The following is an 18,143-nucleotide window of genomic DNA, read 5'->3' as shown; positions in this document are numbered from 1 at the left end:
CCTAAGACCGATGCCAATACAACTAATAGTGTATTCCAAATACTTCTCATCGTTTTAGAACTCCTCCTTCTATATTCTTGTTCTAACTACTAATTAGAATGGACGCATTTTTCCTTTTTTCAATAAGATTTTAGTGCCACCAAGTAAGAAGATAGAACGATTGTCAACTACTTTTTTCATTGCAGCAGCTGCTTTTCCTTTTAGTTGTGTACCAGAAAAGACGCTTCCAATCCCATCTGTCACTCCAAGTGAAGCCACTGTTCCACGATCATGGAATTCGAATTTTTGAAGTGGCTCTCCGTATAATAATGCACGGATATTATACGCACATGTATCTGCATGCTGCATTGCAGCTTGAGCAGTAGGTGGATATGGTCTTCCTGCTTCTTCGTCCATCACCCATGCACAATCGCCTAATATAAAGATATTTTCGTGACCAGGAGCACGTAAATCCCCATCTACAGTTACTTTTCCGCGTGTTAATTCGAAACCAGACTTGCCTAATACAGAACTACCTGTAACTCCACCTGTCCATACGATCGTACCAGCTTTTATTTCTTCATTATCTTCTCCGATAATAAAGCTGTTCTCTGTACATTCATTAATCGCTGCCCCTAGACGGAACTCAACGCCACGATCTTCAAGTGATTTCATTGCATAAGATACTAATTCTTTGTCAAACATTGGTAAGATTGATGGCATTGCCTCAACATTAATAATTTGAACTTTTTTACGATCGATATCATATTTCTTACAGAGTTGTGGTACTTTTTCAACTAATTCACCAACAAACTCAATTCCTGTAAATCCTGCACCACCAACTAAAATAGTTAACGCTGACTCATCTAAGTCATCTTCGGCACGATATTTTGCAAACTGCAATTCGATATGTTCACGGATTAAACGACTTGAATCAATATCTACGATTGCAAATGCGTTTTCCTCCATACCTTTGATACCGAATGTATTTGACTCAAAACCAAGTGCGATAACTAAGTAGTCATATGTAATTTCACCGTTTTCTAAAATAACACGTTGATCTTCTTTTTTTACTTCAACGACTGCATCATAAATTAATCGAACTCGATTTGGATTAATGACATCACTAATCATGAAACGTGCTTGGTTAGGATTAATCGTTCCTGCAGCTACTTCATGAAGCCAAGTTGATTCATAGTGATAATTATGTTTGTTAACTAAAACAATATCCGCTTCTTCCGGCGATAGCTTTTTAGTCAACTCTCTTGTTGTTTTTAAACCTGCATACCCAGCTCCAAGAACAACAATTTTAGGTTTAGTACTCATTAAAATCCACCTTCCCTGATAAAATAGTTTAGCCTTTTTCCGTCATAAGATCTAATTGTAATTATTGTACATAAGTAATTATTATTATACAAAACATGTAACAACCAAAATATGAGATTGTTCACTTTTTCACGTGCCATAATAATCGTATTTACATACAAACATTTGTAAAATAAAAAATTCTACGCAATTCTAACATGTCAATAATAACAAATATCAATGCATTTTGCTAATCATAATTCATTATGATTTTATTTATAATACTCCTACACAGGACGAACGGTAATTTCATTCACATTGACATATTCCGGCTGTTCTATGGCATAAAAAACTGCATTCGCAATATCGGTTGCCTCCAACATTTTTCTGTCTACTGCTTGCCTTCTTGCCAAGTCTGTATCTACCATACCAGGTGAAATATTTGTTACTCTAACACCTGTACGAGCAAGCTCCTTCTCTAGTCCCATTGTGATCGCCCTGACAGCAAACTTCGTCGCGCTATATACGGTGCTCCTCTTCGTTACTTCGGTACCAGAAACAGACGCAATATTAATGATATGCCCTGTTTCTCTTTTTAACATGCTTGGCATAACAGCATTTATTCCATATAAAACACCTTTAACATTTACATCAATCATTTGTTCCCAGTTCTCAACTTGCCCTTCTGTAACCAATGCATTCAACATTAGACCAGCATTATTTACAAGTATATCAATGTCGCCAAAATGCTCCTTAGCTTTTTCCACCATTGTTTCCACTTCGTTCCGATCAGATACATCCGTTGGTACTGCCAATGCTTTTCCAATTCCTTGATCATTAATTTGTTGTTCAAGCATTGTTAGTTTATCCTCTCTACGAGCAGCTAATACGACATTTACTCCTTCATTGGCTAGCTTTGTAGCGATTGCTTTACCGATTCCACTGCTTGCACCAGTTACAATTGCAGTTTTTGTCACAATATCAAGCTCCTTATCTAATTATAATTTATGATTGGTCATTTATAAATCTTCATTATCCGGCTGGTCAGGATCTTTAATTGGAGGATCCTTTTTATCTTGATCATTCGGCGTTGGGTCTTCTGGATTCGGTTTTGGATCTTTTGGTGGTGGATCTTTTGGTGTTGTATCTGGTTTTTGTTGTTGATCTGGTTTAGTATCCGTTTCCTTCTTATTTTCTTGTTGATTTTTATCTCTTGATTTATTCGTAGAGCCAGCGACTGACCCAGTATTAGTTGAATTATTTGAACCTGTCGAAGTTCTCGTATTTGAATAGGTTGTCGATGGCTGTGTTGTTGTTTGATTTGTAGTTCCCGAGTTTACTGTTGATGTGTCAACTTCGGTCATAAATTGATCTACTTCTACAAAATCTCCTTCCTCTAATTCTTCTTCATCTAATTCTACTATTTCCAAATCTTCTTGAACAAATTGTTCTAGATCAGATGCATTCTTCTCTATAAATTCATGCGCAAGAAGAGCTGGATTAGCTTTGAATTCTTTTACTACCTTTTCTTCTTCGCTTACCTTTTTTTCCGCAACAGTGGATGCACCCCATGTGTTTTTCCCAATGAAAACAACCGAAACAAAAAGTATAAATATTACGATATTAAACACTGCTAATTTTTTGTTTTTCACCGGAAGCCCCCTCATCTCTATGTACTTTTATATCTACCATTGTATACGATAAAAGATAAGACTTTCAAATAAGTTTTGTCACTTAGCCTAAGATTATCAATAAAAAACCAGAATTCATCAAAATACCCTTTTATTTATAAAAAAAGAATGTATTCTTCTGTTAGTTGAATACATTCTAAAGATGAAAAGAAATTACATTTTAATTTCAATATGTTTATCAAAAAAGTATAAATACGTTTCTGTTACAGGTTTATTTAAAATGTCTTCTAAAGCTCGTTTGTATAAGTTAACTTGTACTTCATAACGTTTTTTTAGCAACTTTATCGTTTCTGGTGAAATATCTTTGTCTCCGATCTTATCTGTTTTATAATCGAGAACAATTAGTCCATTATCTGTATGAATAATACAATCAACTACCCCTTGTATAAGTACTTTCTCATCACTAGTATTTTTCCAGTCCGTATATACATCTTTTGCAGGTAACGTATAGGTAAACGGAACTTCGCGTTCTACCTTACCGTTCTCTTTCATTAATTGGGCAATTCTACTTGAAAAAAATTGTTCAATTGCTTCAATGTCAATTACTTCCGCTTCTTTTTCTGTTAACATCTCTTCGTTAACAAGTTGCTCGATAAAAAGTTCAATTTCCTTACCTGAAAGTATCTCGTTTAAAGGAATATGTTGCATAACTGTATGCATTGCTGTACCAATTTCTGCAGCGGTTAGTTTTCTCTCTTCTTGCAAAAATAACGGCCTTGCGGTTAGCGGTGCTCGATATGATTGCAAAAATCGTTTATCACTATAGTCATCTGTTACTTCTTGTCTTCTTTTTATTTCGGTAACACTTTGCTTAGCACGACTATCTGTAGCTTCTAGGTATGGATAGTGATAGGATAATTTTTCATCGACTTTTAACCGTAATTCTTCCTTTACAAACGGAGGTTGCTTCCAATCTACAATTGTTGATTTTAATGTCTCTTTCGTAACTTCTGCTTGTTCACCTAGTTTACTTAATGTTTCTGCATGTAAAATTTCTACCTTCCATTTTGATATATCTTCATAAATGTCCGCCGGGGCATGTTGTCCAATTGCTTCTTTTTGAAGTTCATTCGTATCCTTATGTCGAAGTAACGCTGGACCTACCCAATCTAAATAAGTTTTCGCTTCTTTTCTTAATTGCTTTGGTAATACCCAAGAAGCATGTTCAATTGTTTCCGTCCATTTATCTAACTCTTTTTCAAAAGAAGCAGTGTTTCCTACCATAACTAGCTTTTCTTTTACTCTCGTCATAGCAACATATAATACACGCATTTCTTCAGCTAATAATTTACGCAGTGATGCTTGCTGTACAGCCAAATTATATAAGGTTGGATACGTTATTCTTTTCTCCGGATCAATAAATTTCGTTGCAAAACCAAGATCTTTATCCAAAATATATTTCTGCCTTAGATCTTGGAAGTTAAATTGTTTATTCATTCCCCCAATAAGAACAACTGGAAATTCAAGTCCTTTACTTTTATGAATTGTCATTATTCTTACTACATCTTCTTGTTCACTTAGAGCTCGTGCTTCTCCTAAATCCTTATTTTGTTCTTGCATTCTTTCAATAAAGCGTAAAAATCGAAATAGACCTCTAAATGAAGTGGCTTCGTATCCACGCGCACGATCATATAGTGCTCTTAAATTAGCTTGTCTTTGTCTACCTCCGGGAATCCCACCAACAAAATCATAATATCCTGTATCCCGATAAATTTGCCAGATTAATTCGGATAATGCTCCTTCTTTAGCAATACTTCGAAACGTCTCAAGCTGTTTTAAGAAATTTTGAAGTAAAACACTTACTTCTTCTCCTGCTTTTGCGTACTGTTTTACTGCTTTGTAAAATGAATCATGTTTTTTCATTAATCGAATTTGAGCCAACTGTTCTTCATTTAACCCAACAATTGGTGACCGAAGAACAGAGGCAAGTGGGATGTCCTGGTAAGGGTTATCGATAACTTTTAGGACATTGATCATCACTTGAATTTCAATTGCAACAAAATATCCAGTCCGTAATTCTGCATATACTGGAATACCTTGTTTTTTTAGCTCATCAACAATAGTCGGTGTACCAGTTAAAGAACGTTGTAAAATGACGATATCACGATACTGTAAGTCACGCTGCTTATTTGTTGCTTTATCCACCACTTGAAGAGGTGCTTTTCCTTTTTTACCGATCCATTCCTTTATTTTATCTGCATAAAGACGCGCCTCTAACTGCATTGCTTCTAAATCTTCCATACTTTCCTCATCGTCATTTTTTTGTTCTTCACGATCACGATCAATAACAATAAGTTCTGCAGCAGGATTATTAAAGGTAAAGTCTTCATATGAAAAATTCCCATAAATTAACTCAGCTTGGCTATCATATTCAATTTCTCCAAGCGCTTCATCAAATAGTTGTCTAAAGATAAAATTAGCTCCGGATAATACTTCTTCCCTACTGCGAAAGTTTTTGGCTAAATCTATCCTTTTACCGTGCGCTTCATCTTCTGCAAACAGCTTATATTTATGGATAAACAATGTTGGTTCCGCATGCCTGAAACGGTAAATACTTTGCTTAACATCTCCAACCATAAACATATTTCCAGATCCAGACTGATCACTGACAAGCGATAAAATTGTCTCTTGCACAATGTTAATATCTTGATATTCATCTACAAGGACTTCTTTAAACTGCTGTTTATAGTAATGAGCTATTTCGGAAGGGATAATCTCTTTTTCCGTTGAAGCAGGATCTCGTAATATAGCTAAACAAAAATGCTCTAAATCATCAAAATCTATAATTGCTCTTTCTCTTTTGATAGTTGAAAAGCGTTCTTTAAACTCAATGACTAATTTGGTAACCTCTTTTATTGCAGGATACAATGCTCGCATATCTTCTATATGAGCTTGAAGATTTCTGCTAAACCAACTTTTCGTCATCTTATTCCATTGATCTCTAAAACGTGCCCTTATCTCTTTCACTTTATCTCGCTTTAAATCATCACAATCTACTTTTTTTCGCGAAAGACTTTTCAACTTAGTTGATGTCATATACTTCTGTAATTGTGACCAGTCATTCACTAATTCCAGTGCCACATTAATTACTTGGATGTCCGCCTCAAGAGCATCAAGATAGTGATACGGCCCATCACTTTCGGTGGCAATTTCGATTGCCCGCTCAATTTCTTTTCGTGATGCATCTAACTGATCATTCACTTCTTCTTTTAATATCATTATCCAGGGAAGGTCCTCTTCTGTATAACTATCAGGTATATCATAGGTTTTTGCTACATCATTTAACCATTTTTCTGGCCATGGATGTTGCATCGAAAAGGTATACAATTTTAAAATAAGATGTTCAACTTCTACGTCACTACGGTCATTAGAAAACATATCAACAACTTTAAAGAAGCGTTCCAATTTTTCCCCTTCTTGTCCATATGCATCTTCAAACATCTCATCGATAACTTCCTGTTTAATTAAATCAATTTCCATTTCATCTGCAATTCGAAATGCCGGATCAAGATCTAATAAGTACGCATATTGTCGCACTACAGAAGTACAGAAAGAGTGTAAAGTAGAAATAGATGCCCGCTGCAATAAGGATAATTGTTTTTTTAAATGATACGACGTTGGGTCACTTGCGATCGCTGCTTCTAATGCCTTTCCAATTCTACTTCTCATTTCTTCAGCTGCTGCATTTGTAAACGTCGCAACTAAAACTTCATCAATATTTAATGGATTTTTTTCATCAATCAGTTTTTGAATGATACGTTCAACCAATACTGCTGTTTTCCCTGAACCTGCTGCTGCAGCAACTAGAATATTTGAACCACTTCGTTCAATGGCTGCTTGTTGTTCTTTTGTCCAAGATACCAATTATACCCCTCCCTCTTATCATTATTCTTCTTTATACTTTTCCTCCATTTTTTCTAGCACTTGTTCATCCTTCATTGGAATTAATTTACGATAATTATTTTCTTTTAAAATCGGATCAAATTGACAAACTGATTTAAACGAACAAAAGCGACATGCAGTTCCATCTTTAGATTCAAATGGATTTAGTTCTATTTTTCCTGAGGTAATGTTAATCCCTGCTTGCCTAATTAACCGATGAATATGTTGGCGCAATAAGGAGAACGTTTCATCATCCGCTACCTTGGAGCCTGCATAGAAATCACCATCTCGTTTAAAACCTATTGGGACAATATCACTTCGACCTGTCTCAATTGTTGTATCCATTAAGCGGGCCACATCACGTTCTGAAGTAATTAGCCCTGTCATTTTATAACGTTTAAAAATTTCATTAATAATTTGATCTTCATCCAGTTTATCGTCTTTTGATAACATAGCATTGTGAACATGAAAGTATAAAATGCCACCCGGTGATGCTTGCATGCCGAGCCACTGTTCAGATTGTGAAAGGACGACATCTAAATAAGTCAACATTTGCAAGGCTAATCCATAATAAACATCGACTAAATCAAGCCCTCTAGAACTGGATTTATAATCGATAATTCGTAAATATAAATTATCTTGTTGAATGGATTGATCAACTCGGTCAATTCGACCACGTAAAATCAATTCATATCCGTTAGGCAATTGAACCTTCATTGGTTCAAGTTCTGATTCAAACCCAAATCCAAGTTCAATACCTACTGGAGAAAACCCGCTAGCTCTCGCCTGTTCACTTAAAATATACGTCGCTTGAGCAATGACATCTTGCAGTTTACGTTGAATATATTTATACCGGTTTGAACTCGATAAAATATGATGTTGTAAGATCGGCGCTAAATGAGAAATAGATTTTTTAGCATAAAATTCGGAGTCGTCTTTGGATAAATCCGCAAAATTTCTCTTTTCTGCCTGTATCCACTCTGTAATTGTTTTAAGTGCTTCATGAAAAAGCTGTCCAATATCCGGAGCATCAAGTTTATATGTACGACGCTCTTCAAGGTTTAAACTATATTGTAAATAATGACGGTAAGAGCATTGATTTAACATCTCCAAACGTGAAACACTTGTTTTTACTTGCTTAGGATATAACTGTTCTACCGTATTTTTAGCCAAGGATACCGGCTTATTTTCATAAAATAAACTTTGTAAAACATGATAGGTAGTTTCATATTTTTCTTCATGATGAACGTACCATTCCAATACATTCCACCAGACATCTTCCACATGATATCCACGCAAATACCTGGATAATTGAGCAGTTAATGCCCCTCTCGTTTTCACTGGAGTCGTAATAAAGCGCGCTGCCTCTTGTAATTCATCAGGATCAGTTAATAGAAAAGGTGTTTTTAAGGATGGAAAAAACTCCTGCAAACGCCCAATCATAGGAGATGGAGTCTTCATTCTCCCCTCATTATCACTAAGCACATAACTAACCCATAAGTAATCGGTCGGAAGTGTAAATGCAAGATACATATAAAAATTATCATCTAATAAAATACGGCGACTACTTTCTGCCAGTTCCATACCAAATTGTTTTAAAAACTCTCTTTCATTCTCATTAATAATGCCGTCATTAGCCGGTTTCATCGGCCAAGCACCTTCATTTACTCCTAATAAAAAGACACATTTTTTGCTAGCAATACGCGAATGGTCAATTGTACCGACAATCACATGATCCATACTTGGCGGTACATGGGAAAACTGTAAAGATTCAAGACCTGCTTCAAATGTTTTACGAAACATTGAAAAAGACATTTCTTCTTCCCCAATCATTTCTACCATTTCATCTAATAATTGAATAAACGCATTCCATACTTGCTCTTCTTCTCTTGCTTTTTCTATTTTCCCATTTTCATCATATAACGTTCTTCTCTCTTCGAGTTGTAAAGGAATATTCAATCGTGATAGAAGCATGTAAATTGTTTCAGCACGTTCCTTCACTGTTGTTCTTTCTCTTATTTCTTTATCAAAAAGATGAAGTGCATCTACTATTTGTTTGCGAAATCGATTTATCTTCGTTTCTTCTTCTCGTTCTCTATCCGTTTGGACAGCTTCCGAGAATCCTTGAAATCGCTTATACACCCATTTTTCCTTTTGGAACCACTGTTGCTTACCGCGAATTCCATATTCCAACACGTAATTTTCCAATTCATCAATTGCATCTGCATTTAGCGGATACGTCGTATCGGACGCTGACAAAAACCCCGTTTTTAACAACCGGAATATGGCATCATATCGCCAGTTTGATTCAATGATATCAAATAAAGATCGGACAAACTCAATAAGCGGATGATTTAACATCGTCCGTTTTTCATCTACAAAAACAGGAATTCCATAGTCGGCAAACATTGTATTAATTAAATCATGATATTCTTCGGTTTCTCTAATAAACATCGCCATATCCCGATAACGGTAATTTTCTTCACGAACTAGACGAAGTATCTCTTGAATGACCCCATCTAATTCTGCGCGTGGATGAACTGCTTCATTTAATAGAATTGGATTTTCTTTATTTTCATTACATACTGGGGTGGGTCTATCATCAAAATGACGTTCTAAGTGAAGTATATGAGGTTTTTTACATAATCTCCCATTCTCAGACTCTAGGATGATTGGATCTTCCATGAAAACTTGATTCTCTACGGCGATTTGCTGTAAATAATGATAGGTTTCTTTTGTTTGATAAAATAAATCTAATTCAGAAACCTCTTCCCCCATTTCTGAAGGGTCGGCAGTTAATGCAATTGTAACTTGCTTACATGTTTTTAACAGCTCTGAAACGATTTCTAATTCATTCGGCGTAAATCGATAAAATCCGTCGAGATATATTTCAGCGCCTTGCAAAAACGGCGTGGAACTGACTTTTTCTGCTAGTAATTGAAGTTGATCTTCACCATCAATATATTTTTGTTTTAAAAGTGCTATTAGTTCATCATAAATATAATATAAGTCAGATAGTTTATTCATTAGCGGGACATTTTGCTCTGTATACGTCATCTGCTCCTCTAACATATCTGGAGTGATACAATGACGTTTAAACTCTGTGATCATTCGCTCAAGTTCTTGAATAAAACCTTGCTTATCAACAGCTTTTTGAAACATTTGAAATTGGTCCATTCGCTGATCGACAATTTTACGTAGCATCATTTGGATGCCGGTCGAACTGATAAACTGTTTTGTTCCGCCTCCAGTTTCTTGCAACACTCGCCATGCAAGTCGTGAAAAACTCGTCACTTGAGCGCGAACACTTCCTTTTATTTGTTCTTCACCAAATAGAGAATATTCTTGTTGGAATGTCATTTGTTCCGGTACAATATAAAATATTGGATTTCCTTCAGGATCTTTTCTTAGTTTATCTTGTATTTCTTTCATGACATGCTCACTATGATTAGTACTTGCCCTACCTAATACCATACGTAAAGACATACGTTTTCCCCTCCTTCTATTTTTACGATTTCCTTTTCGATTTTCTTAACAACTTTTTCTCTAAAAATTTACCGAAAATCCAAAATACCAAAATACAACCAGTCACGATAATCGTTTTTGTTGGATTTTTTGCAAATTCTAAAATACTTGTCCCAATATAGGCAATCGAAAAGATCATTACCGACTTTCCTAATAAAACTGCTAAAATAAATTGTTGTTTACTTACCTTCGATAAGCCAGCAACAATATTAATAATAGACGATGGAGAAAAAGGAAAACAGAGCAAAATAAACAAAGGTCCAAACCCATGGCGTTCTACCCATGAAGTAATATGGATTACTTGTTTATTTTGCATTATTTTCGTTACCAATCGTGTCTTATGAAATTTTCTAATTAAAAAAAAGATGGCAATTGAGCCAACAGATGAACCAATCCAGGAATATAAGAATCCCTTCAATAACCCATATGCAACACTATTCGCCATAACAAAGACAAATAATGGCAAGAAGGGTAAAAATGCTTCAATAAAAGGCAGTAATATTCCTGGTAAAGGTCCAAGTTTTTCTAACTTATCAAGCAAATCTATTATATAGTCGAAATAATCACTTGCTTCGTCTAGTGCTTCTATTGTCGATATATCCACCTTGTATGTTTCTCCTTAAACATGACTTAAAAGTACGGAAACTCCTAATTTTCCATTTCCTATTATAGTTATATTATATACTAAAAACATTTACCTAAAAAATAAATGTGATTATCGACAATAGATATTATTATTTTTGTCCTTTTTCTTTTTTAGCAATTGCTTCTTTCAATAATTTAATTCTCGTATCTAACGAGTAACGAAATTGAGCAGTCCTCTGCACTTGATTCATTATTGAACCATAAGAAACATTAATAGTAATACATTTACCATTTTTAAATAGAATTTCTGTTTTTGTCTTTCCTTTTGGGTTTATGTCTTTTACATGTGAGTGGGCAATCCATGAACATTTTGTGTTTGTAGGTGATGCGGTTGGAAAGAAGTACATTCCACTTGAAGGATCGATTGCAATAGGGGCTTTATGGGTGATTTTACTTATGTCTTTAGTCCCTTCGAGTCTGCCTTTTAAACTGCTCCCAAAGAACTTACAAGCTTTATCAATCATTTTTGTCGGGGATGTATGAACAGTATATTCTCTTCTATCTTCTAGAACGACAGTGTTCGTAGCTCCATCCTCCTCTTTATTAGACAATACAGCCATTGTTAGGGGCGTCACCTCATAATCAAGAGTAAGTAACTCATTTAACATTATTACTATTCATCCTCTCATTATTAATGAAAAATTAGGAGTTAAGTACTAATTTATCAGATAAAAGTATAAAAGCAAGAGAAATAGACAAAATCGTCGAAATACTTTGTATTTTAGACTAAAAAGAAGTTGGGACATAAGTTAGAAAGAGTTATTGAAACACGAATGATTAAAGTTATAATAATCGCTTCAGAAATATACTCCGCTTTCACCACTGTCATAAGAGCGACATCTGGGACTATACATGGTTCGTCCCACCTAATCCATATGTTCAAGCCGCACTATCGCTTGCTTGCACAGTGTCTCCGTTACCGTCAGCACTGACAAGCCTCCTGCCCAGGCAAGGGTATGCAGACGTTGCCCGCAAAGGGCGGTTTTAGTCTGTAATCTTTCGATATTTGTCGCCTTTTGAGTGTCTTATCGAGGCGTTTCTTCTGGCAGGAGTTCTCCGTATATTTCTTTCGCTAACTTAAAGTATTGTTCGTGTTTCATATCTCCAATTTTGTTTTGTCCCAACCTCTAATAAATTAAATTTATAAATTCTTCTTTAGTTATTTTTCCTAAATAGTGTGGAATATCCACTTCTGTTAATGCTTCTTCTATTGCTACTCGCTCATGCCTAACACCAATTAATCTGTTTTCAATATCTTCTACTTCACCGATCCCAAAAAAATCACCATAAATCTTACAATTTTCAATAATACCTTTTTTTACGTCCAAACGAACATCAAGTAATCCAGATGGGAATTTATGTGATACTTTCTTGTTAAATGCTGGAGACTTTCCGAAGTTCCACTCCCAACGCTGATATCGATTACGAGAGATTTCATAGACATTCTCCCAATCTTCTTCTGACAACTCATAACGAGGGACATCGGCTACATCCTCTACTTCAAAAATAGAACATAAAATTAAGTTCTTAAATTCTTCCATTGACATTTGCCGATCTAAATATTCCGTAATGTTTGCCACTCTGCTCCGTATCGACTTAATTCCTTTTGATTCTATTTTTTCCTTTTTTACATTTAATGCAGCAACTACATGCTCAATCTCTGAATCAAACATAAGTGTACCGTGGCTGAACATTCTTCCCTTTGTGGAAAATTGAGCATTTCCCGAAAACTTTCGTCCCTCAACTAAAAGATCATTTCGTCCTTCTAATTTAGCGGGAACTCCAATACTATTTAGTGCTTTTACAACTGGTTCAGTAAATTTTGCAAAATTGTGGAAGCTATCGCCATCATCCTTCGTTATAAAACTAAAGTTTAAGTTACCTTCATCATGATATACAGCTCCACCTCCGGATAAACGACGTACAACTTTAATATTATTTTCCTCAACATAATCTGTATTGATTTCTTCAATTGAATTTTGATTTTTTCCAACAATAATCGATGGTGCATTTATGTAAAATAATAAATATGTATCTTCTTCACCAAAATTCTTTAGTACATATTCCTCTAGGGCTAAATTAATATAGGGATCTGTAATACCTTTATTATCAATAAATTTCATTTCCTCACTCCTCCCATCTTTAGTTTAATAGTTTTTGATATTTTTGTAACTAAGTATGCTTATCTAATTTAAAATATCTAGTCAAAAAAATATTCTCTAGTTTTTAACGATAATAACAACGCATTTGAACCTTCTATAACGGGCTTCTGCTTAATCTATCCCTCCTTTTTCCAAACCTTTCCTTCATATGCCAAACTTATTTTCCCCTTATAAATCTCTTCCGCCTGCTTGATTAGATCCTCATGATTACCAAAATGAGGTAGGTGAGTTAATATAACTTCTCCAACGTTCGCCTCCTTTGCAATAGTACCTACATCTTCACTCGTCATGTGCCCTGCATCTGAAGCATTTTGACCTGCATAAAAATTACATTCTGCGAGCAATAGATCTGCATCTTTAGAAAACTTTATCCATTCTTCCTGAAAAGCTGAATCTGCTGTATATATTATTGTGCTTGTCCCATCTGTTATTCTCATCCCATAACAAGAAACAGGATGTTTCGTCTTTAGAAAACGAATAAAGAACGGACCAACTTTTAATACATTATGAGGATTATAAGCAATGGCTTCAGTATAATCATGATTTAATTTTTCAAATTCTTTTTCGTCTTCTTCATGACCGTAAATAGGCAGTATTTTTTCTTCCCCTGTTATATACGATTGTATGAGACGAGCATGTTGTAGTACACCTATATCAGCAATATGATCAGCATGATAGTGTGATAGTAGTACAGCATCAATTTCTGTTATACTTCTATATTTCTGAAACTTAACTAATCCACCACTTCCTACATCAATTACAAGCAAAAATCCATCTTTCTCAAGAAGATACATCGTTGAAGCCCCGTCCATTGCGGGATAGCCTCCCCAATAACCAATAATTGTCAGTTTCATTTTATCCCCTCCAAACAATAATGTTGTAATACAGTTTATAATTAATTACTATTTTATCATTTTTGTTATGAAACAGTGTTGACATTTTATATATTGTTATAGTACAATACATATAACAGTTCAAAGTTAATGTTTTTGAGAAAAATTCCTAAAGAGGAGGAGTTATATTGGTTAACGTTATTGAATTCTTTAGAAATTTACCGAAGAAGAAATGTAAACACTGTGGTTATGAAATGGTTGAGCAAGCTGATTGTTACAGTAATCTATGTGATGATTGCAATCATCCTGCTAGATAACAATTGATGTTCAACTCATTTTTAACATATTTTATAGTCTATTCTATAATAAGACTTCCTTTCCGGATGAAGCAACTATTATTTAGTAGTTGCTTATTTTTTTTGATTAAAAAAGAAAAAAAAGACTACCCTTATAAATATCCCCCAAAATTAGAATTATGAATATCTAACTTTTGGGGATCTATATTGGACTCATCTTTTTAGTTTTTTTCAGATAGAAATTGTACGACTTCGTTAACTGCTTTCTCACCTTGTTCAATACAATCTGGAACTCCGACTCCTTCATAAGAAGCACCAGCTAGGAACGTTCCAGGTAGATTTCTTGCTGCATATTCACGCATCTTATTAATTCGATCAAGATGCCCAACTGCATATTGGGGCATGGCATGTTTAAAGCGAGTAACTACTTTAAAGTTTGGCTGTCCTTTAATTTTCATCGTTTTCTGTAAATCGTTCAAAACGACTTCAACCAAGTCATCATCGCTTAAATTAACAGCTTCAGGATCATGTGGCCCACCTACATAACTACGTAGAAGCACTTTTCCTTCAGGGGTTGTATCAGGCCATTTTCGATGTGTCCACGTACATGCAGTAATTCTAAATTTACTGTTTCGTGAAACAACAAACCCGGTTCCATCTAGTTCCTTCTTTATTGCTTTTTGGTCATAAGCAAGTGCTACGTTTGCGACAGATGTTGTTGGAATTTCATTTACAATATTCAATGCTTCATGCTTACTAAAGAATTTCTTGAGAGAAGTATGTGGCGATGTAATTATCATTGCATCGGCTTTATAAACAGTTCCATCACTTAAAAGCACATGATAACCATTTTCCTTTTTTTCAATATGGTCAACTGCTGTAGATAATGAAATGATATCTTCTCCTAATTGACTTGCCAACTCATCAACTAGAGACTCAAAACCACCCTTGAGCGCATAAAACACTCCTGACTGTTTCTTTTTCGTCTTCTGTCTCTTGGGCATTGTCTGTTGTAATCCCTTAATTAAACTGCCATATTTTTGTTCCAATTGATAGAAATTAGGAAACGTCGCCATTAAACTCATTTCATCAATATCTCCAGAATAAATTCCAGACAATAAAGGTTCAATTAAATTTTCTACCAATTCATCACCAAATCGTCTTCTAAAAAACATACCTAATGATTGATCTGTAACAGTTTTTCCTTTAGGTCTTACAAAGTCCATACCAGCACGCAGTTTACCTTTAGCAGAAAACAATCCCGAAAATAAAAATGGCTGTACCTCAGTAGGAACCCCCATAAAGGATCCAGAAGGTATCTTATGCAACTTTTTTCCAACTAAAATATGTGCTTGACCTGTAGCGTTTCTTACAAGTTGTTCGGTTAAGCCAAGTTTTTGAACCAGCTCTACTGCAGGCTTCTTTCGTGAAAGAAATGAATCTGGTCCCCGTTCAATTGTAAACCCTTCACGATGAACCGTCTCAATTTTTCCACCAAGCCGATTATTTGCCTCTACTAATTTAATCGTATAAGGTAACTTTTTCGCTTTTATTTTTTCCTGTAAATAAAAAGCGGAGGCTAAGCCAGTTATTCCGCCTCCGATTATTAAGATTTTTTTCACGGTACATCACTCTTTTTCATGGTATGTGATCTCGTTTAGTTTAATTCTTCCAGTATAACTTCGGCAAGTGTTTGAATAAATAATGGGTTAGTATTCGGCATTTCAGGTCGATAATAACTTGCTCCAATTTCATCGCAAACTACTTTACACTCATAATCGTTATCATACAATACTTCTAAATGGTCAGAAACGAAGCCGACAGGTGCATAAATAAATGCTTTATACTCTTTCTCTTCAAATAAATCACGAGTTAAATCTTGTACATCTGGACCTAACCAAGGCTCTGGTGTATTTCCTTCACTTTGCCAACCAATTGCATAATTTGGGACGCTAACCTTTTCAGCAATTAATTTTGCTGTAGTAGCTAATTGATCAGGGTAAGGATCACCACCTGCCAAAATTTTCTCTGGTAGGCTATGTGCTGAAACAATCAGTACTGAATTTTCCTGCTCATCTTTTGACATTGTTTGATATGTCTTTTCAATCTCATCTACCCAATATTTAATAAATCCTGGTTTATCATACCAATCAACGACTGAATAAATCTCCAAACCGTATTTATCTGCTTCCTCTTTTGCTCTACCGTTATATGATTTTACACTAAACGTTGAATAGTGTGGTGCTAAAACGATAGACGCAATTTTTTTATGACCGTCTTTAGCGATTTGTTCAACCGCATCCTCAATAAATGGCTCGATATGTTTTAACCCGATGTACATCTCAAATTCATAATTATCTTGCATCGCATTTAGTTTTTCTTCGAGTCCTTTTGCTTGATCTTCTGTAATTTTTGCTAGTGGAGAAATACCACCAATTGCTTGATAGCGCTCCGTTAAGTCTTGTAATGCTTCTTCCGATGGTTTTCTCCCATGACGAATATGCGTATAATACCTTTCAATATCTTCTTCTTTATAAGGTGTCCCATATGCCATAACAAGTAAAGCTACTTTTTCTTTTTTCATCATTTTTCACCTCATGCGTTAAAAATTATCGTTCGGAATACGTACGAACTAGATGTGCTAATTTTTTAAGTGTATCCTGAGTAATATCAGGCGTCACTCCATGACCTAAATTAAATACATGTCGTCCGTCTTGCATACCTTCATCTAGTATTGCTTTCGTTCGGCTTTCAATCGTGTCCCAATCTGCCAATAAAATAGCCGGATCTAGATTACCTTGTAGCACTTTTGTAACCCCAATTTCTCTAGCTTCGAGAATACCTGTACGCCAGTCTAAACCAATCACATCGACTGGTAAATCATTCCACTCCATCAACAAGTGTTTTGCCCCGATACCAAAAATGATTAGTGGTACATTATCCTTTTTTAATTCGGAGAATATGTACTCCATTGTAGGCTTTATATATGTTCTATAGTCAGCAACATTTAAAGCACCAACCCAAGAGTCAAATATTTGGATAGCAGAAACACCTGCTTTGATTTGTGAACGAACATATACAATAATCATTTCAGCTAATTTATTCATTAATGTAAACCAGGTCTTAGGCTCACTATACATAAGTGCTTTTGTTTTAGCATAATTTTTTGATGGCCCGCCTTCAATCATATAGCTCGCTAACGTAAATGGTGCACCACTAAATCCGATCAAAGGTACAGTTAGTTGTTCTTCTGTTAATAATTTGATCGTTTCTAATACATAGTCAATATCTTGTTCGGGATTAATTTCCCCAAGTGCTGCTACATCTTGTAAATTGCGAATCGGATTATCGATCACTGGTCCAATACCGGATTTTATTTCCACGTCTATCCCCATTGCAGGAAGTGGTGTCATAATATCTTTATATAAGATTGCAGCATCAATTCCATATTGTTCAACAGGAAGTCTCGTTACGTACGCACAAAGCTCCGGTTGATGAGTAATTTCAAACAAAGAATACTTCTTCTTAATTTCTCGATATTCTTTTTGCGACCTTCCGGCCTGACGCATAAACCAGGCTGGTGTATGAGTCGTCTTTTCACCATTATAAGCCCGTAAAATTGTATCATTGAATTTCTTTGACATTGATTATCATTCCTTTTCTAATTTCCATCCAATGTTAGTCCATCCAAGCTTTTGATGGCACACACGAAGCTTTTTTATATTTTATAGCTTCTTTACTTATTCAGCAGTAATAATAAGTGCTGAAATAGACTATCTCTTATCACTATAATTGTTTTCCTTCCTACTGTATAGCCACATGTAT

At 35.2% G+C, this 18,143-nt stretch carries 13 protein-coding genes; 1 reads left to right on the top strand and 12 read right to left on the bottom strand.

Translation table 11 applies throughout. The annotated features are described in order from the left end of the window. Window positions 1-93: 93 nt before the first annotated feature. The 9 genes from SPD48_RS19340 to SPD48_RS19300 form a co-directional block, all read right to left on the bottom strand. Window positions 94-1,305, bottom strand: coding sequence for an NAD(P)/FAD-dependent oxidoreductase (locus SPD48_RS19340; RefSeq protein ID WP_336259784.1), 1,212 nt, complete (start codon window positions 1,303-1,305; stop codon window positions 94-96). A gap of 266 nt (window positions 1,306-1,571) precedes the next feature. Beyond that, window positions 1,572-2,261, bottom strand: a complete 690-nt coding sequence (locus SPD48_RS19335; RefSeq protein ID WP_336259783.1) for an SDR family oxidoreductase — start codon at window positions 2,259-2,261, stop codon at window positions 1,572-1,574. 42 nt (window positions 2,262-2,303) lie between these two features. Continuing rightward, window positions 2,304-2,936: a hypothetical protein gene (locus SPD48_RS19330; RefSeq protein WP_336259782.1), complete on the bottom strand. Its 633-nt coding sequence runs from the start codon at window positions 2,934-2,936 to the stop codon at window positions 2,304-2,306. A 192-nt stretch (window positions 2,937-3,128) separates the two neighbouring features. After that, window positions 3,129-6,839, bottom strand: a complete 3,711-nt coding sequence (addA, locus tag SPD48_RS19325; protein ID WP_336259781.1) for a helicase-exonuclease AddAB subunit AddA — start codon at window positions 6,837-6,839, stop codon at window positions 3,129-3,131. Between the two features lie 21 nt (window positions 6,840-6,860). Continuing rightward, the gene (addB, locus tag SPD48_RS19320; RefSeq protein ID WP_336259780.1) at window positions 6,861-10,343 is read right to left on the bottom strand and encodes a helicase-exonuclease AddAB subunit AddB; all 3,483 of its coding nucleotides are present in this window, start codon (window positions 10,341-10,343) and stop codon (window positions 6,861-6,863) included. Between the two features lie 22 nt (window positions 10,344-10,365). Next, entirely contained in the window at window positions 10,366-10,980 is a 615-nt protein-coding gene (locus SPD48_RS19315) for a TVP38/TMEM64 family protein (RefSeq protein ID WP_336259798.1), read from the bottom strand. A 136-nt stretch (window positions 10,981-11,116) separates the two neighbouring features. Beyond that, a complete protein-coding gene (locus SPD48_RS19310) occupies window positions 11,117-11,635 on the bottom strand; it encodes a competence protein ComK (RefSeq protein WP_336259779.1) in 519 nt (172 codons plus the stop codon). 519 nt (window positions 11,636-12,154) lie between these two features. Continuing rightward, a complete protein-coding gene (locus tag SPD48_RS19305) occupies window positions 12,155-13,150 on the bottom strand; it encodes a lipoate--protein ligase (protein WP_336259778.1) in 996 nt (331 codons plus the stop codon). Window positions 13,151-13,305: 155 nt separating this feature from the next. Continuing rightward, entirely contained in the window at window positions 13,306-14,043 is a 738-nt protein-coding gene (locus SPD48_RS19300; protein WP_336259777.1) for an MBL fold metallo-hydrolase, read from the bottom strand. Window positions 14,044-14,210: 167 nt separating this feature from the next. Here SPD48_RS19300 and yhfH point away from each other — a divergent pair, with 167 nt between their 5' ends. Next, entirely contained in the window at window positions 14,211-14,339 is a 129-nt protein-coding gene (yhfH, locus tag SPD48_RS19295; protein WP_336262019.1) for a protein YhfH, read from the top strand. A gap of 200 nt (window positions 14,340-14,539) precedes the next feature. On the opposite strand, the gene hemY is transcribed toward yhfH, so the two are convergent. The 3 genes from hemY to hemE are packed head-to-tail and all read right to left on the bottom strand — an operon-like array spanning window position 14,540 to window position 17,962. Next, window positions 14,540-15,940 carry a protoporphyrinogen oxidase gene (gene hemY, locus SPD48_RS19290; protein ID WP_336259776.1) on the bottom strand — a complete coding sequence of 467 codons (1,401 nt, stop codon included), beginning with the start codon at window positions 15,938-15,940 and terminating at the stop codon, window positions 14,540-14,542. Between the two features lie 35 nt (window positions 15,941-15,975). Continuing rightward, window positions 15,976-16,902, bottom strand: coding sequence for a ferrochelatase (hemH, locus tag SPD48_RS19285; RefSeq protein ID WP_336259796.1), 927 nt, complete (start codon window positions 16,900-16,902; stop codon window positions 15,976-15,978). A 25-nt stretch (window positions 16,903-16,927) separates the two neighbouring features. Beyond that, the gene (hemE, locus tag SPD48_RS19280) at window positions 16,928-17,962 is read right to left on the bottom strand and encodes a uroporphyrinogen decarboxylase (protein WP_336259775.1); all 1,035 of its coding nucleotides are present in this window, start codon (window positions 17,960-17,962) and stop codon (window positions 16,928-16,930) included. Window positions 17,963-18,143 lie beyond the last annotated feature (181 nt).

This window comes from Pseudogracilibacillus sp. SE30717A (assembly GCF_037071985.1).
Lineage (GTDB): Bacteria > Bacillota > Bacilli > Bacillales > Amphibacillaceae > Pseudogracilibacillus.
The sequence above is the reverse complement of the archived record's forward strand: the minus strand, read 5'-3'. Positions and strand labels throughout refer to the sequence as shown.

Coding starts and splice junctions, on each gene's coding strand:
- SPD48_RS19340 (WP_336259784.1), bottom strand. CDS start 1,305: ATGAGTACTAAACCTAAAATTGTTGTTCTTGGAGCTGGGTATGCAGGT.
- addB (WP_336259780.1), bottom strand. CDS start 10,343: ATGTCTTTACGTATGGTATTAGGTAGGGCAAGTACTAATCATAGTGAG.
- SPD48_RS19310 (WP_336259779.1), bottom strand. CDS start 11,635: ATGTTAAATGAGTTACTTACTCTTGATTATGAGGTGACGCCCCTAACA.
- SPD48_RS19305 (WP_336259778.1), bottom strand. CDS start 13,150: ATGAAATTTATTGATAATAAAGGTATTACAGATCCCTATATTAATTTA.
- SPD48_RS19300 (WP_336259777.1), bottom strand. CDS start 14,043: ATGAAACTGACAATTATTGGTTATTGGGGAGGCTATCCCGCAATGGAC.
- hemH (WP_336259796.1), bottom strand. CDS start 16,902: ATGAAAAAAGAAAAAGTAGCTTTACTTGTTATGGCATATGGGACACCT.
- hemE (WP_336259775.1), bottom strand. CDS start 17,962: ATGTCAAAGAAATTCAATGATACAATTTTACGGGCTTATAATGGTGAA.